This is a genomic window from Duganella aceris, from assembly GCF_011090165.1.
Taxonomy (GTDB): Bacteria; Pseudomonadota; Gammaproteobacteria; order Burkholderiales; family Burkholderiaceae_D; genus Rugamonas; species Rugamonas aceris.
The window spans coordinates 344,867-360,321 of the sequence record NZ_JAADJT010000001.1 but is presented as its reverse complement, the minus strand read 5'-3'; the positions used below and the strand labels follow the sequence as shown (position 1 = coordinate 360,321).

The 15,455-nt window shown below is 64.6% G+C and carries 13 protein-coding genes and 1 tRNA gene; 11 read left to right on the top strand and 3 right to left on the bottom strand.

The window, feature by feature from the left end; genetic code table 11:
- The first annotated feature begins 1 nt into the window (after position 1).
- The 5 genes from GW587_RS01575 to GW587_RS01555 all read left to right on the top strand — a co-directional run bounded on the left by GW587_RS01575 (position 2) and on the right by GW587_RS01555 (position 6,076).
- Complete coding sequence (locus tag GW587_RS01575; RefSeq protein WP_166097756.1) at positions 2–2,248, top strand: beta strand repeat-containing protein; 2,247 nt, start codon at positions 2–4, stop codon at positions 2,246–2,248.
- 12 nt (positions 2,249–2,260) lie between these two features.
- Complete coding sequence (gene aroKB, locus GW587_RS01570; RefSeq protein ID WP_166097754.1) at positions 2,261–3,904, top strand: bifunctional shikimate kinase/3-dehydroquinate synthase AroKB; 1,644 nt, start codon at positions 2,261–2,263, stop codon at positions 3,902–3,904.
- Positions 3,905–3,907: 3 nt separating this feature from the next.
- Positions 3,908–5,044 carry a deoxyguanosinetriphosphate triphosphohydrolase gene (locus GW587_RS01565; protein ID WP_166097751.1) on the top strand — a complete coding sequence of 379 codons (1,137 nt, stop codon included), beginning with the start codon at positions 3,908–3,910 and terminating at the stop codon, positions 5,042–5,044.
- Positions 5,045–5,131: 87 nt separating this feature from the next.
- Positions 5,132–5,419, top strand: coding sequence for a hypothetical protein (locus GW587_RS01560; RefSeq protein ID WP_166097748.1), 288 nt, complete (start codon positions 5,132–5,134; stop codon positions 5,417–5,419).
- Positions 5,420–5,428: 9 nt separating this feature from the next.
- The gene (locus GW587_RS01555; RefSeq protein WP_166097746.1) at positions 5,429–6,076 is read left to right on the top strand and encodes a hypothetical protein; all 648 of its coding nucleotides are present in this window, start codon (positions 5,429–5,431) and stop codon (positions 6,074–6,076) included.
- Here the strand turns inward: GW587_RS01555 and mutY are convergent.
- Genes mutY through mutM form a run of 3 tightly spaced genes read right to left on the bottom strand, consistent with a single transcriptional unit; the run spans position 6,073 to position 9,988 of the window.
- On the bottom strand, positions 6,073–7,203 hold the full coding sequence (mutY, locus tag GW587_RS01550; RefSeq protein WP_166097743.1) for an A/G-specific adenine glycosylase: 1,131 nt from the start codon (positions 7,201–7,203) through the stop codon (positions 6,073–6,075). The two genes, GW587_RS01555 and mutY, sit on opposite strands and share 4 nt — an antisense overlap.
- An 11-nt stretch (positions 7,204–7,214) precedes the next feature.
- Positions 7,215–9,143 carry a dynamin family protein gene (locus GW587_RS01545; protein ID WP_166099045.1) on the bottom strand — a complete coding sequence of 643 codons (1,929 nt, stop codon included), beginning with the start codon at positions 9,141–9,143 and terminating at the stop codon, positions 7,215–7,217.
- 11 nt (positions 9,144–9,154) lie between these two features.
- Positions 9,155–9,988, bottom strand: coding sequence for a bifunctional DNA-formamidopyrimidine glycosylase/DNA-(apurinic or apyrimidinic site) lyase (gene mutM / locus GW587_RS01540; protein ID WP_166097740.1), 834 nt, complete (start codon positions 9,986–9,988; stop codon positions 9,155–9,157).
- A gap of 139 nt (positions 9,989–10,127) precedes the next feature.
- On the opposite strand from mutM, the gene GW587_RS01535 reads away from it, so the two are divergent.
- From GW587_RS01535 to GW587_RS01510, 6 genes are all read left to right on the top strand, one after another.
- Positions 10,128–11,906, top strand: coding sequence for a tetratricopeptide repeat protein (locus GW587_RS01535; protein ID WP_166097738.1), 1,779 nt, complete (start codon positions 10,128–10,130; stop codon positions 11,904–11,906).
- Positions 11,903–12,514, top strand: a complete 612-nt coding sequence (locus GW587_RS01530) for an outer membrane lipoprotein LolB (RefSeq protein ID WP_166097736.1) — start codon at positions 11,903–11,905, stop codon at positions 12,512–12,514. The genes GW587_RS01535 and GW587_RS01530 overlap by 4 nt, the downstream gene beginning before the upstream one ends.
- A 10-nt stretch (positions 12,515–12,524) precedes the next feature.
- A complete protein-coding gene (ispE, locus tag GW587_RS01525) occupies positions 12,525–13,403 on the top strand; it encodes a 4-(cytidine 5'-diphospho)-2-C-methyl-D-erythritol kinase (RefSeq protein WP_166097733.1) in 879 nt (292 codons plus the stop codon).
- Positions 13,404–13,478: 75 nt separating this feature from the next.
- A tRNA-Gln gene (locus tag GW587_RS01520) sits at positions 13,479–13,555 on the top strand.
- 164 nt (positions 13,556–13,719) lie between these two features.
- A complete protein-coding gene (locus GW587_RS01515) occupies positions 13,720–14,670 on the top strand; it encodes a ribose-phosphate pyrophosphokinase (protein ID WP_166097731.1) in 951 nt (316 codons plus the stop codon).
- 135 nt (positions 14,671–14,805) lie between these two features.
- Positions 14,806–15,441 (top strand): 50S ribosomal protein L25/general stress protein Ctc, encoded by a 636-nt coding sequence (locus tag GW587_RS01510; protein ID WP_166097729.1) that lies wholly within the window; start codon positions 14,806–14,808, stop codon positions 15,439–15,441.
- The last annotated feature ends 14 nt before the right edge of the window (positions 15,442–15,455 follow it).

Below are 15,455 nucleotides of genomic sequence, written 5' to 3'. Positions count from 1 at the left end.
TATGACGAAAATCACAGGATGGCTTGCCGCATTGGCCAGCGCCGGTTTGCTGGCCGCTTGCGGCGGCGGCGGCGGTTCGCCCGGCGCCAACGGCAACGGCGTCACGCCACCGGCGGCCAGCAAGGTGGCCAGCGTCACCCTCCGGGCCGATCCGAGCAGCATCGAGGACTCCGGCATCACCGAGGCGACGTTGACGGCCATCGTCAAGGACGCCAGCAACAACGCGCTGTCGGGCGAGACGGTCAGCTTCACGGCCAGCGCCGGCGTCATCACCAGCACCAACCGCGTCAGCAACGCCAGCGGCGAGGTGGTGGAAAAACTCAACATCAAGGGGATCTCGGGGCTGACCGCGGTCACCGTCACCGCCAATGTCGGTAGCGTGAAGTCGACCCCGGTCGTGATCACGGTGGTGCCGACGCCGCCGGTGCAGCCGGTGCTGCCGACGCTGACGCTGACCGCCAACCCGGGCACGCTGGCCTCGTCCGGCGTGGTGGGCAGCGAAGTGACGGTGTCGGTGCTGGTCAAGGACTCGTCCAACGCCGTGCTGCCGGGCGTGACGGTGGGCCTGGTGGTCGATTCCGGCAACCTGCTGTACGCCAACCGCGTCAGCGACGCCAACGGCCGCGTCACGGCCAAGCTGGACACGATCGGCAATCCGACCGCGCGTACCATCACCGTCACGGCCTCGGCCAACGGCGCCAAGACCCAGACGCTGCCGATCGACGTCACCGGCAACAAGCTGACCATCAACAACAGCAGCACCGTCAAGGTCGGCGCCACCACCGACGTCACCATCAAGCTGGTCGATTCGGCCGGCAGCGCGCTGGCCGGCCAGGCGGTCACCTTCAGCGCCGGCGGCGCCAACCGGCTTAGCGTCAAGGGCGGCGCCAGCGCCGTCACCGATTCCACCGGCCAGCTGGTGCTCAGCTATTCGGCGCAGACGGCCGGCACCGACGCCATCGTGGTGCGGTCGGCCGGCGTGATCGCCAACGCCTCGATCGTGGTCAGCGCCACCAACTTCACCTTCAACGGCGTCGATGCCAGCGGCGCGCTGCTGTCGGTCACCAACATCAACGCCTGCCAGAAAGTGGCGGTCCACAGCGACATCGGCGGCGTGGCGCAGGGCGGCGGCGTCACCCTCAACACCTCGCGCGGCACCGTCTACACCGACGCCGGCTGCACCAGCGCCATCAGCAGCGCGCTGACGCTGGTCAACGGCAACGCCACCGCCTATGTCCGCGCGGTCAATCCCGGCGTCGCCACGCTGACCGCCACTTCCACCATCACCAACCTGGCCACCCAGGGCTTGCTGGAATTCGTCGCGCCGTTCACCGCGTCGGCGATCGTCAGCGTCCAGGCCGACCCGGCCGTGATCGGCGTCAACACCAGCGGCAGCACCGTGCAGCAATCGACGCTGCGCGCCACCGTGCTGGACGGCACGCCGGAAAACAACCTGGTCAAGAACGCCGTGGTCAACTTCTCCTTCGTGAGCGACCCGAGCGGCGGCACCCTGACCCAGCCGTCGGTGGTCACCACCGGCGCCGACGGCACCGCCTCGGTCAGCTACATCGCCGGCCCCAACGACACCAAGCTGAACGGCGTGGTGGTGCAGGCCCAGTTGCAGGGCGCGTCGACCAACTCCGGCCAGGTCCAGCTGACGGTGGCGAAGAAAGCCGCCTCGATCAGCGCCGGCACCGGCAACACCATCGGCGTACCGAGCAGCACCAGTTACCAGATCGACTACGCGGTGACCGTCACCGACGCCGCCGGCAACCCGGCGGCCGGCATCAAGCTGACCAGCTCGGTGCGCCCGCGCTACTACTACAAGGGCCAGCTGTACTTCACCGGCACCACCGGTCCGTGGATCCTCGACCTGTCCGGCACCAACCCGCTGCCGCGTCAATGCGCCAACGAGGACGTCAATAGTGATAATATCCAGCAGCCGGGCGAGGACCTGAACCAGGACGGCATATTGACTCCGGGCAACGGCACGGTGGTCGTCACGCCGACCGCGACCACCGACGTCAACGGCCAGGCCGTGGTGTCGCTGACGTATGCGCGCGATCACGCCAACTGGATCGACGTGGCGTTGACCATCCGCGGCCAGGTATCGGGCACCGAGGCGCTGTATACTACGTACACCAGGTTGCCGTACCTGGGAACCGACTTCACGGTGGGCGGCACGCCGCCGCCGGGCCGGTACAGCCCGTACGGCATCGACGTGTCGTCCTGTACCAATACAAATTAATACCGGGGTTCAATGCAAAATGTGTTTCTAGTCGGCCTGATGGGGGCGGGAAAAACCACCATCGGCCGCATCCTGGCGCGTAAGCTGGGACTGAAGTTTATTGACTCCGATCACGAGATCGAGGCCCGCACCGGCGCCTCGATCCCGTGGATCTTTGAAATCGAAGGCGAACCGAGCTTTCGCCGCCGCGAGGCGGACGTCATCCGCGAGCTGACCGGCCAGGACGGCCTGGTGCTGGCCACCGGCGGCGGCGCCATCCTCAACCCCGACAACCGCGCCCACCTGAAGGCGCGCGGCACCGTCATCTACCTGCGCGCCAGCGTGCACAGCATCCTGCAACGCACCGCGCACGACAAGAACCGGCCGCTGCTGCAAACCGCCGATCCGCGCAAAAAACTCGAAGAATTGATGGCGATCCGTGATCCTTTGTACATGGAAATTGCCGATGTGGTAATCGATACCGGCCGACCTAACGTACAATCGATGGTCCAAACCATTTTGACCCAGCTGGAAACCATGGCCTGCGAGGCCGCGCCCAACTGCGTCACCCACGCCGAACCATCGATGAACGAACAATCCACCATCCTGTTAAACGTAGAATTGGGCGAGCGCAGCTACCCGATTTCGATCGGCCCGTCGCTGCTGGACGACGCCGCGCTGCTGGCGCGCCACGTCCACGGCGGCAAGGTCGCCATCGTCACCAACACCACCGTCGCGCCGCTGTACCTGGCGCGGGTCGAGGCCGGCCTGCGCGCGGCCGGCAAGCACGTCATTTCCGTGGTGCTGCCGGACGGCGAGGAATACAAGAACTGGTCGTCGCTGATGCAGATCTTCGACCAGCTGCTGGCCAACAAGGCCGACCGCAAGACCACGCTGATCGCGCTGGGCGGCGGCGTCATCGGCGACCTGACCGGCTACGCCGCCGCCAGCTATATGCGCGGCGTCGATTTCATCCAGGTGCCGACCACCTTGCTGTCGCAGGTCGATTCCTCGGTGGGCGGCAAGACCGGCATCAACCACCCGCTGGGCAAGAACATGATCGGCGCCTTCTACCAGCCGCGCGCGGTGATCGCCGATACCGCGACGCTGGAGACGCTGCCGGCGCGCGAGCTGTCGGCCGGCCTGGCCGAGGTGATCAAGCACGGCGCCATCATCGACGCCGCCTTCTTCGACTGGATCGAAGCCAACATCGGCAAGCTGATGGCGCGCGACAAGGGCGCCTTGGCCTACGCCATCGCCCGCTCGTGCGAGATCAAGGCCGACGTGGTCCGCCAGGACGAGCGCGAGGGCGGCCTGCGCGCCATCCTGAATTTCGGCCACACCTTCGGCCACGCCATCGAGAACGGCCTCGGCTACGGCGAGTGGCTGCACGGCGAAGCGGTCGGCTGCGGCATGGTGATGGCGGCCGATCTGTCGCAACGCATGGGGCTGGTCGACGCCGCCACGGTGGCGCGCGTGCGCGCACTGGTCGCCGCCGCCGGCCTGCCGGTCACGGCGCCCGACCTGGGCACCGAGCGCTGGCTGGAGCTGATGGAGGTCGACAAGAAGAACGAGGGCGGCGCCATCAAGTTCATCCTGCTGAAGCCGCTCGGCGCGCCGAGCATCAGCAACGCGCCGCAGGACTTGCTGCTGGCGACGCTGGCCGCCTGCGTTTAAGCCATGCTGCCCGACGAATTCCTCGCCCCCTACGCCACCCATTCGGCGGGCGGCGCCGGCCGCCGTTTCGAGGAGACGGCGCACGCTTCGCGCAGCCAGTTCCAGCGCGACCGCGACCGCATCATCCATTCGTCGGCCTTCCGCCGGCTGGAATACAAGACCCAGGTGTTCCTCAACCACGAGGGCGACCTGTTCCGCACCCGCCTGACGCACAGCCTGGAGGTGGCGCAGGTCGGCCGCTCGCTGGCGCGCAACCTGCGGCTCAATGAAGACCTGGTCGAAGCGATCTCGCTGGCGCACGACCTCGGCCACACGCCGTTCGGCCACGTCGGCCAGGACGTCCTCAACGAGTGCATGCAGGACCATGGCGGCTTCGAGCACAACCTGCAAAGCCTGCGCGTGGTCGACGAGCTGGAGGAACACTACGGCGCCTACAACGGCCTGAACCTGATGTTCGAAACCCGCGAGGGCATCCTCAAGCACTGCTCGCTGAACAACGCCAAACTGTTGGGGCCGGTGGCGCTGCGCTTCATCGAACGCACCCAGCCGTCGCTGGAGGCGCAGCTGACCAATCTCGCCGACGAGATCGCCTACAACAGCCACGACATCGACGACGGCCTGCGTTCCGGCCTGATCACCATCGAGCAGCTGGAGCAGGTGGAGTTTTTCGCGCGCCTGTGGCATGACGTGCAGCGCACCTTCCCCGGCCTGTCGGGACGGCGCGCGATCTACGAAACGCTGCGCCGCCTGATCACCGCGCTGGCCGACGACCTGATCGTCACCAGCAGCGCGCTGATCGCCGACGCCGCGCCGAAAAATCTGGACGACGTGCGCGCCGCGCCGCCGCTGATCCGCTTCTCCGACCCGATGCGCAAGGATGCAACCGAGCTCAAGCGCTTCCTGCGCGAGAATCTGTATCGGCACTACAAGGTCAACCGCATGCGGGTGAAGGCCAGCCGCATCGTGCGCGAGCTGTACGCGGCCTTCATGGCCGAGCCTGTCTTACTGCCGCCGGATTACCAGGACAAGTCGGGCGACGTCGGCAAGCAGGCGCGCAAGATCGCCGACTATATCGCCGGCATGACCGACCGTTACGCGATCCGCGAACACCGCCGCCTGTTCTCGCTCGACGAGCTTTGAGCCACCGCAAGCGCGCCGCGCGCGCCGCTTGACGCCAGCGCTTGCGCGGCCGATGATGAAGCATGCCTTCACCTCGCGGGAGCCATCATGGATAACGAAGTTGCAGCATGCATCCATCACCTGGAAGAGCGCTTCAAGGAGCTGAAAGAGTATCTTGAGAAGCACTACGCCAGCAAAGCCGAGTTGCTGAAATTTAGAGAAGATGTCGCTGTCCAGTTCGGACAAGTCCAGGTGCGGATCGCGCAGGTCCATACCGAGATCGCGCAAGTCCATGTGCACATGGCGAAGCTGGAAACCACTTTGATCAAATGGTTCATCGCGACCGCCATCGCCATCGCCGGGGGCTCATTCGGCATTGCCCGATATTGTCATTGACGGTGCATCATGGACGAGCAAACCAGTGCGCGCATTGGTGCGATTGAAGAGCGGATAACGGTGGTGGAAACGGAGGTCGCTGTGATCCAGTCGAACTACGTCCGCAAGGACCAGCACGCCGACAGGCATTCGGATTTACGCGACGAGGTCGCGGCGATACGCCTTGATAACCGCGAAGCACGCGCTGAAAATCGCGCCGCCATCAACGAGTATCGCGCCGAGTGCCTGGCCGCCATCGCCGCCGTCAGCGCGGAGAATCAGGCCGCCATTGCCGCCGTGAGCGCGGAGAATCAGGCCGCCATCGCCAAAGTCAGCGCGGAGAACAAGGTCGCCATTGCCGAGGTGATGGTTGCCATTGCCAAGGTCGGCGCGGACAACCAGGCCGCCATCGCCCAAGGCCGCGCCGACAACCAGGCCGCCATTGCGCAAGGCCGCGCCGACAACCAGGCATCCATCAACCAGCTCAGCGCCGCCACGCAGGCCGGTCTCGAAGAGGTCCGTGCCGAAAACAAGGCGACGCGGGCGCATGTCGATCACGTCGCCACCCGCCTGAGCGCGGAGATCACCAGGATGGGCATGACCATCCTGATGTGGATGTTCGTCATGCTGATCGGCTTTTGCGGGCTGCTGCTGGCCGTGATCAAGGAACTGCGCTAGAACATGCGCCGCTGCGCGGCATTGCCGTCGCCGACCAATTCCAGCAGCAGCTTCTTGACCGGCGCGGGCAGCGCGGCGTCGGCGATGCGCGCGGCGTCGAACCAGACGTGGCCGGACTCGGCGGCCATGTCCAGCCGCCGCGCCAAGGTCACGCGATACGGCGCGATATGCAGCTTGTAATGCGTGAAGACATGCGTCACCGTCGACAGGCGTTCGCGCGATTCCATCTCGCCGAAGCGGCCCACCGCCAGCATCAGCGCCTGCTCGTCGGCGGCCGGCACGTCGTCGTCCTCGGCCAGCAGATGGCCGTCCAATTCCGGCAGCGACAACAAACCGCCCCAGATCCCGCTTGGCGGCCTTTGCTCCAGCAACACCTGGCCGCCATCGATAATCGCCAACATCACCGCATGTTTTTCCGGCGACGTCTTCTTCGGCTTGCGCACCGGCAGATCCCGCGTGCGGCCGGTGGCGAAGGCCACGCAGCGCGCCTGCATCGGACAGCGCTCGCATGCCGGACTGCTGCGCGTGCACACCGTCGCCCCCAGATCCATCAAGCCCTGCGTGTAGGCCTCGATGCCTTGCTCCGGCAGCAGCGCCTCGGCGCGGCGCCACATGGCCTCCTCGGTCCTGCGCTCGCCCGGATAGGTATCGATGCCGAACACGCGCGCGAACACGCGCTTGACGTTGCCGTCCATGATGGCGGCGCGGGTGCCGCTGGAGAACGCCGAGATCGCCGCCGCCGTGGAACGGCCGATGCCCGGAAGCTCCGCCAGCAACGCCGGATCGGACGGGAACACGCCGTCGTACTCCGCCACCACGCGCTGCGCGCACTTGTGCAGATTGCGCGCGCGGGTGTAGTAGCCCAAGCCGCTCCACTGCGCCATCACATCCTCGACCGGCGCCGCCGCCAGATCGCGCAAGGTCGGGAACCGCTCCAGGAAGCGCGCGTAATAGCCCAGCACGGCCGACACCTGCGTCTGCTGCAGCATGATCTCCGACAGCCAGATCAGATACGCGTCGCGGGTGTTTTGCCAAGGCAGTACATGGCGGCCATGTACTTTCTGCCAGCCGATCAGATCCGCCGAAAAACTGGGATCCGAAAAATTCTCCACCGCTACAACCTTCATTCTTTTCCTAACTAAGCCGCGACGTCGAGCGCCACGAATTCCGCATTGATGGCGATGCTGATCGCACCGGCCAATTCGTTCAAACGCGCCTTCTGCGCCTCCAGCTGCCGCTGGCTGCTTTCGAAGGCATCGATTTTCTGTTCCAGGCTGTCGGTCGCATCGTGGATGCGCTGGATCGACGCCAGCCGGTGTTTCAACTGATCCTTGTGCTGGCGGATCTGCGCCTCCAGCGGCGCCATGATCACCTTCAGCCACGCCTCGGCGTCGTTGTTGGCCGACTTGAAGCAGCCGCGCACGCGCGAGGCGATGGTGTCGAAGAACTTCTCCATCAGCACCACGCGGCTGGTGGTGATCAGGGTCGCCGTGCCGAACTGCTTGTAGTAGATCGCCTCGATGCCGGCGATCTCCTCGCGGTAGCGCTCCAGCGAGAACGGCATCGGCAACGCCAAGGTCAGCCCGTGTTCGTTGGCGAAGCGGCGGTACATCACGCCCATCATCTCGCTGATCTCCAGCGTCTTGTGCTCGGCGGCGTCGAAGTTGCGGCCGATGCGCTCGAAGTAGCCGCGCATCGCCTCGCGCACGCCGGTGAAGAAGCGGCTGCGCTGCATCTCCTCGCGCACCTGCTCGATGTCGTCGCGCACGATGTCCATGCCCATGCAAGTGTACAGCTCGGTCGACAAGCGGGTGAACACCGCGCGCGTCGCCTGCAGCTTGAACAGGCTGGCGTCGAATTCCTTTTTCTCGACGTCGATGCGGCGCATCATGTGCGCGATCACGCTCTGGTTCTTGCCGCGCAGGCTTTTCAGCTCGTGCAGCTGCTCGACGATGCCGCGCACGCGCGCGTTCAGCATCGCCGTCTGCGCCCCGTTCAGGGCCTGCAACTCCTCGGCCAGCTGCTTGCGCACGATTTCCTTCTTGGCCGGGATCAGCTCGTTGAACAACGCGCCCTCCAGCGACTCCAGGCGGCTGCGCGCCAGCAGCGCCGCATCCTTGGTGATCTTGCCCACCAGCGCCTTCTGTGCCGACACCGGAAACACCTGGCGCGGCTCCAGCGCCAGCACGTGCGCCACGTTGGCCTGCTGGCGCTCGATCTCCAGGTTGATCTCGGCCTCGCTGCGCAGTTCGTCCCACATGCTGTCGATCTTGTTCAGCACCACCAGCCGGCCGGCGCCGGCGCCGATGTGGTTGCGCCAGACTTCGATATCGCTCTTGGTCACGCCGGTGTCGGCGGCCAGGATGAACAGCACCGCGTGCGCGTTCGGAATCAGGTTCAGCGTCAGTTCCGGCTCGGTGCCGATGGCGTTCAGGCCCGGCGTGTCGAGGATCACCAGTCCCTGCTTGAGCAGCGGATGCGGGAAGTTGATGATGGCGTGGCGCCACAGCGAAATTTCCACCATGCCGTGCTCGTCCAGCGTGACCTGCAGGTCGGGATCGTCCTCGTCGTACAGGCCGTAGCGCTTGGCCTCCTCGACCGGCACCTGGCGCGTCAGGCTGACCTGCTTGAACACCTCGTGCATGTCGGCGCCGGCGTCCAGGTTCAGCGGCAGCACGGTCCACGCGCCCGGCTGGTCGCGGTAGTCGCCGGTGGACAGGTTGTCGGCCCGCGTCTCGATCGGCAGCAGCCGGATCGACGGCGCGAAGCTCGGATCGTACAGCAGCTCGGTCGGGCACATGGTGGTGCGGCCGGCGGCGGACGGCAGGATGCGCTGGCCGTAGTCGGCGAAGAAGATGGCGTTGATCAGCTCGGATTTGCCGCGCGAGAATTCCGCGACGAAGGCGACCGACAATTTATCGTCGGCCAGCCGCGCCAGCGTGCGGCCGATGCGCTGCTCGGTGGCGGCGTCGGTCAGGGACGCGCCGGCCACCCAGGACTGATAATTCCGCAGCGCCGTCACCACGCCTTGCCGCCACGCGCTGTATTGTTCGAAATCCCTGACCATCATGTCTGCCCTTATTTTTGGCAATTCACACAGTAGAACGTGGATCGCTGTCCCTGCTTGATCTGGCGCACCGGCGCCGCGCATACGCGGCAGGGCTCGCCAGCCCGATCATAGACGAAATACGACTGCTGGAAATAGCCGGACTGCCCGTTGACGCTAATAAAGTCGCGCAAGGTGCTGCCGCCCTGGACAATGGCCTCGGCCAGGATCTCGCGCACCGCCTGCGCCAGCTTGTCGTAGCGCGCCAGGCTGACGCGTTTGGCGGGCGTCTTCGGATTGATCCCGGCGCGGAACAGGCTTTCCGATGCATAAATGTTACCGACGCCGACCACGATGTCGCCGGCCATCAGCACCTGCTTGACCGAGGTGCTGCGCTGGCGGGTTTGATCGTACAGCAATTTGCCGCTGAAACCCGGCTCCAGCGGCTCGACGCCCAGGTCGCGCAGCAGCGCGTGGTGTTCCAGCAGGCCGTCGGCGTCGTCGTGCCACAGCACCGCGCCGAAGCGGCGCGGATCCTTCATGCGCAGCACCTGGCGTCCGTCCGGGCCCTCCACTTCGAGATCGAAATGATCATGCTTTTCCGGCGCGATGCCGGGATCGAGCACCCGCAGATGGCCCGACATGCCGAGGTGGATGATCAGCGTGCCGTGCTCGAAGTGCAGCAGCAGATACTTGCCGCGGCGGCCGGTGCGCAGCACCAGTTGCCCGGCCAGCGTCTGCGGCAGCGTCGGCGGGAACGGCCAGCGCAAGCCCTCGCGGCGCAGCACCACCGAGTAGACGGTGCGGCCTTCGACATGAGGCGCGACGCCGCGCCGGGTGACTTCAACTTCTGGTAATTCTGGCATCGGATACTCGGGCTAAGGGAATAGATGAAGAAAGGCTTCGGGAGTGGGCGGAATATTTGGTTACACTAGTCAAAACACGCAATCGATCCGATGGGCGTAAAATCCGAATGTACTTCTGCCGACCTGCCAGGATCTTCCTTTGAAAAACGCTTTCGCCATTGTAACCCTCTCCGCCTTGCTGTCGGCGTGCGCCATCGCACCACAAAAAACGGCCGAGTCGTCACCCGCGCCCCAGCCCGCCACGCCGGACGTCGCGCCGGAGGCCGCCCCTGCGGTCGTTGAAACGCCGGAAGCGCTGCCGAACAACGACCTGACCGGCGACCTGTTGTACCGCATCACCAAGGCCGAGCTGGAATTCAAGCAGGGGCAATGGCAAGGGCCCTACATCACGATGATGGCGCTGGCGCAGCAGACCCGCGATCCGCGCCTGGCGCGCCGCGCCACCGAAATGGCGCTGGCCGCCAAGCAGGGCGCCGAGGCGCTGGCCGCGACCCGCTTGTGGCGCGGCCTGGCGCCGGAGTCGGACGAGGCGGTGCAATACTTCCTCGGCTTCGCCGTCGTCATGGACGACCTGGGCGAAGCGGAAGCGATCTTCGAGCAGCGCCTGAAGGCCGCGCCGCCGGCCTCGCGCGGCCTGGCGATGTTCCAGATGCAGCAATTCCTGCTGCGCGCCAAGGACAAGCAAGCCGCCTACAAGCTGGAGCAGCGCGTGCTGATGCCGTACGACGGCATGCTGGAAGCCCATCTGATCCTGGCGCAGGGCGCGTTCGCGCTGAACGACGTCGCCGGCGCCCGCGCCGAGGCGGAGAAAGCGCTGGCCATCAAGCCCGATTCGGAACTGGCGATCCTGACCACGGCGCAGGTGGCGGGCGATATCGACGCCGCCATGAAGGTGCTGACCGGCTTCCTGGAAAAATATCCGAACGCCAGCGAAGTGCGCGCCGCCTACGCCCGCATCCTGGTCGACGCCAAGCAATACGAGCCGGCCCGCAAGGAATTCCTGACCCTGCTGAAACAGCAGCCCGATAATGTGGCCACGCTGTACGCGCTGGGCGTGATGGCGATGCAGACCAACGACCTGCCGGGCGCCGAGCAATACTTCACCCGTTTCGTCACCGTGCTGGGCGACCGTCCCGGCGATGAGCGCGACCCGTCCAAGGTGCTGATGATCCTGGGGCAGATCGCCGAGCAGCGCGGCGACCTCGACACCGCCTACAACTGGCTGGAGCGGATCGAAGGCAACGACGAAAAGCTGTACCTGGCCGCCCGCATGAAGATGGCGACGCTGACCGCGCGCAAGGGCAACGTCGACGACGCGCGCAAGCAGCTGGCCGAGCTCAAGCCGGCCGACCCCGCCGACCAGGCGCAACTGGTGCAGACCGACGCCCAGCTGCTGCGCGACGCCGGCGACCACCGCGCCGCCTACACGGTGCTGGAGAACGCGATCAAGCGCTTCCCCGGCAATCCGGACCTGCTGTACGACTTCGCGCTGGTGGCGGAAAAGCTGGGACAGGTGGAGTTGATGGAAACCGCGCTGCGCCAGGTGATGATCGCCGCGCCGGACAACCAGCATGCCTACAATGCGCTGGGCTACTCGCTGGCCGAGCGCAACGAGCGCCTGCCGGAAGCATACGCGCTGGTCGACAAGGCGATGAAGATGGCGCCGGGCGACCCCTTCATCATGGACAGCATGGGCTGGGTGCAATTCCGCATGGGCAACCTGAACGAAGCCGAAGCCTTGCTGCGCCGCGCCTACGCCTTGCGCAACGACGCCGAAATCGCCGTGCACCTGGGCGAGGTGCTGTTCGCCAAGGGCGATTTCAGCGGCGCGCAAAAAATGTGGCAGGAAGCGCACAGCAAGGATCCGAAAAACGACGCGCTCAAGAGCACGCTGGCGCGCCTCAACCAAAGCCTATGAAACGACTGATCATTCTTGCCGCCGCGCTGTCCGCGCTTGGCGCGCTGGCCGGCTGCGCCACCACCGCCTCTTCCTCCACGCGCTCCGCCGCCGCCGTCGCCCCGTACCGCGACAGCGTCGACCTGGCCGGGCGCATCGCCATCAACTACAGCCGCGACGGCAAGAAGGAATCGCTGAACGGCAAGTTCACCTGGCAGCAGAGCAAGGCCAACACCGACGTCAGCCTGATCTCGCCGACCGGGCAGATCGTGGCGGTGATCAATGTCACGCCGTCCTCGGCCACGCTGAAGCAAAGCGGCAAGGAGCCGCGCACCGCGCCCGACCTCGACAGCCTGACCACGCAGACGCTGGGTTGGACCTTGCCGGTCTCCGGCCTGCGCGACTGGCTGCAAGGCTACGCCGTGGCCAGCGACGGCAGCCGCTTCGTCGCCACCCCGGCCAACGACACCGTGGTCACCCGCGACGGCTGGAAGCTGGACTACGTGTCGTGGCAGGACGATGCGGCCGCCGTGCCGGCGCCGAAGCGCATCGACGTCACCCGCATCGCGCTGGGTCAGGCGGTGGACGACATGGCGATCCGCATCGTCATCGATGCCGCCGCGCAGTAAAATGCCGCGCATGACTGAATTGAAAAATTGCCCGGCTCCGGCCAAGCTGAACCTGTTCCTGCACGTCAACGGCCGCCGCGCCGACGGCTATCACCTGTTGCAGACCGTCTTCCAGTTGATCGACCACGGCGACACGCTGCACTTCACGCTGCGCGACGACACCACGCTGCGCCGGGTCACCGACCTGGCCGGCGTGCCGGAAGAGAGCGACCTGATCATCCGCGCCGCGAAGCTGCTGCAGGCCGAGGTGCTGCGCCGTACCGGTGCGCGGCCGCGCGGCGTCGACATCGCGATCGACAAAGTATTGCCGATGGGCGGCGGGCTGGGCGGCGGTTCTTCCGACGCCGCCACCACGCTGATGGCGCTGAACCAGCTGTGGGAAGCGGGATTGAGCAGGGAAGAGCTGATGGCGCTGGGCCTGCCGCTGGGCGCCGACATTCCCTTCTTTATCTTCGGCGAAACCGCCTTCGCCGAAGGCGTGGGGGAGGCCATGCGGCCGGTCGCGGCGCCGGATTGTTGGTATGTCGTCATCGAACCCGGCGTCGCGGTGCCGACAGCCGCAATTTTTTGCTCAGAACATTTGACAAGGGATACTCCCGCCGTCATAATAACGGACTTTTCCAGCCACCTAGAAAAATCGAACGGTTTGATAGGATTTGGAAAGAATGACTTGCAGCAGGTAGCAACGAAGTTGTTCCCGCCGGTGGCAGAGGCGATAGAATGGCTCGGTGCTTACGGTGATGCCAGGATGACTGGCTCCGGTGCTTGCGTGTTTAGTGCGGTGGCAACCGAGGCTGAAGCGGATGCGGTGCTTGAAAAAGCGCCGGCGAAGTGGAAAGCGTGGAAAGCCCAAGCGCTGAAGCGCCACCCGATCATCGGCAGGTTGTGAGGCAATAAAAAAATTTGGCTTAGCGTGAAAATGGCTGTAAAATACCGGCCAGTAACGACAAGCAGCAAGTTGCGTAGGGGAATCGCCAAGCTGGTTAAGGCACTGGATTTTGATTCCAGCATACCAAGGTTCGAATCCTTGTTCCCCTGCCATTCGTTTGTATCTGGACCCGTCGAGGCGCAAGTCTCCGGCCAGGTAGAGCAAAGATGATTCAGCCCAGAGCGAATCATTCTACTAAGATTCTACTAAGTTCAGCGTCACGCGGCATTCGCTGACGATCTATCAAAAATTTCTACGACTATTCTCTGGGACTCCCATGGCTTACGAAAACCTGATGGTTTTTACCGGCAACGCTAATCCTGCGTTGGCAGAAGGAGTCGCAAAAAATCTCGGCATTCCTCTCGGCAAGGCAAACGTTTCCAAGTTTTCCGACGGCGAGATCATGGTCGAGATTAACGAAAACGTCCGCGGTAAAGACGTCTTCGTCCTGCAATCGACTTGTGCACCAACCAACGACAGCCTGATGGAGTTGATCCTGATGGTCGACGCCCTGAAGCGCGCGTCCGCTGGCCGTATCACCGCCGCCATCCCTTACTTTGGTTACGCCCGTCAAGACCGCCGCCCACGTTCGGCGCGCGTCGCGATCTCGGCCAAGGTGGTGGCGAACATGCTGGAAGAAGCCGGCGTCGAGCGCGTCCTGATCATGGATTTGCACGCGGACCAGATCCAGGGCTTCTTCGATATCCCGGTCGACAATATCTACGCGTCGCCGATTCTGCTGGGCGACCTGCAGAAAAAGAACTACCAGGACCTGCTGGTGGTGTCGCCGGACGTCGGCGGTGTGGTGCGCGCGCGCGCCCTGGCGAAACGCCTGGGCTGCGACCTGGCCATCATCGACAAACGCCGTCCGAAGGCCAACGTGTCCGAAGTGATGAACATCATCGGTGAAGTCGAAGGCCGCAATTGCGTGATCATGGATGACATGGTCGACACCGCCGGCACGCTGGTCAAGGCGGCCGAAGTGCTGAAAGAGCGCGGTGCCAAGAAAGTCATCGCGTATTGCACGCACCCGGTGCTGTCCGGCCCGGCGATCGAGCGCATCACCAATTCGTCGCTGGACGAACTGGTCGTGACCGACACGATCCCGCTGTCCGATTCGGCCAAGGCTTGCGGCAAGATCCGTCAATTGACCTGCGCACCGCTGCTGGCCGAGACGTTCAAACGCATCATCAAGGGCGATTCCGTGATCTCCCTGTTTATCGATTAAGCGATAAACCATTTAGACAGTTTTTGAGACGGCGCCCCCGGTTTTTACAACCGGGGGCGCCGTTTTTCCCGAAGCACCCTGGTCGCGGGGGCTTCATAACACGGGGCGCGAGCCCTGTTATTTTTGGAGTTACACATGAAAGTTGTTGCATTCAAACGCGAATTGCAAGGTTCCGGAGCGAGCCGCCGCCTGCGCAATTCGGGCCAAACCCCTGGCATCATCTACGGCGGTACCGAAGCGCCAGTGACCATCTCGCTGGACCACAACGCGCTGTACCACGCGCTGAAAAAAGAAGCGTTCCACTCGTCGATCCTGGATCTGGAAATCGACGGCGTGACCCAGCAAGTGCTGCTGCGCGACTTCCAAGTCCACGCGTTCAAGCAACTGGTTCTGCACGCTGACTTCCAGCGCGTCGACGCCGGCAAAAAAGTGCACATGAAAGTCGCACTGCACTTCGCCAACGCCGATGTCTCGCCAGCGGTCAAACTGCACGGCGCCACCATCAGCCACGTCGCCAACGAAATCGAAGTGTCGTGCCTGCCGAAAGACCTGCCAGAGTTCATCACCGTCGACCTGTCGAACATCGACGTCGGTCACTCGCTGCACATCGGCGAACTGACCCTGCCAGAAGGCGTGACCGCGATCACCCACGGCGCCAACCTGACCATCGCTACCGCTTCGGTACCAGCCGGCCACGTCGCCGCTGAAGCCGCAACCGCTGAAGCCGCTCCAGCAGCCGATGCCAAGCCAGCCGCCAAAGCCAAGAAGTAATCACTGATGTCGCC

Coding starts and splice junctions, on each gene's coding strand:
- mutY (WP_166097743.1), bottom strand. CDS start 7,203: ATGAAGGTTGTAGCGGTGGAGAATTTTTCGGATCCCAGTTTTTCGGCG.
- GW587_RS01530 (WP_166097736.1), top strand. CDS start 11,903: ATGAAACGACTGATCATTCTTGCCGCCGCGCTGTCCGCGCTTGGCGCG.
- GW587_RS01555 (WP_166097746.1), top strand. CDS start 5,429: ATGGACGAGCAAACCAGTGCGCGCATTGGTGCGATTGAAGAGCGGATA.
- GW587_RS01515 (WP_166097731.1), top strand. CDS start 13,720: ATGGCTTACGAAAACCTGATGGTTTTTACCGGCAACGCTAATCCTGCG.
- mutM (WP_166097740.1), bottom strand. CDS start 9,988: ATGCCAGAATTACCAGAAGTTGAAGTCACCCGGCGCGGCGTCGCGCCT.
- GW587_RS01545 (WP_166099045.1), bottom strand. CDS start 9,143: ATGGTCAGGGATTTCGAACAATACAGCGCGTGGCGGCAAGGCGTGGTG.
- ispE (WP_166097733.1), top strand. CDS start 12,525: ATGACTGAATTGAAAAATTGCCCGGCTCCGGCCAAGCTGAACCTGTTC.
- GW587_RS01560 (WP_166097748.1), top strand. CDS start 5,132: ATGGATAACGAAGTTGCAGCATGCATCCATCACCTGGAAGAGCGCTTC.
- GW587_RS01565 (WP_166097751.1), top strand. CDS start 3,908: ATGCTGCCCGACGAATTCCTCGCCCCCTACGCCACCCATTCGGCGGGC.
- GW587_RS01510 (WP_166097729.1), top strand. CDS start 14,806: ATGAAAGTTGTTGCATTCAAACGCGAATTGCAAGGTTCCGGAGCGAGC.
- GW587_RS01575 (WP_166097756.1), top strand. CDS start 2: ATGACGAAAATCACAGGATGGCTTGCCGCATTGGCCAGCGCCGGTTTG.
- aroKB (WP_166097754.1), top strand. CDS start 2,261: ATGCAAAATGTGTTTCTAGTCGGCCTGATGGGGGCGGGAAAAACCACC.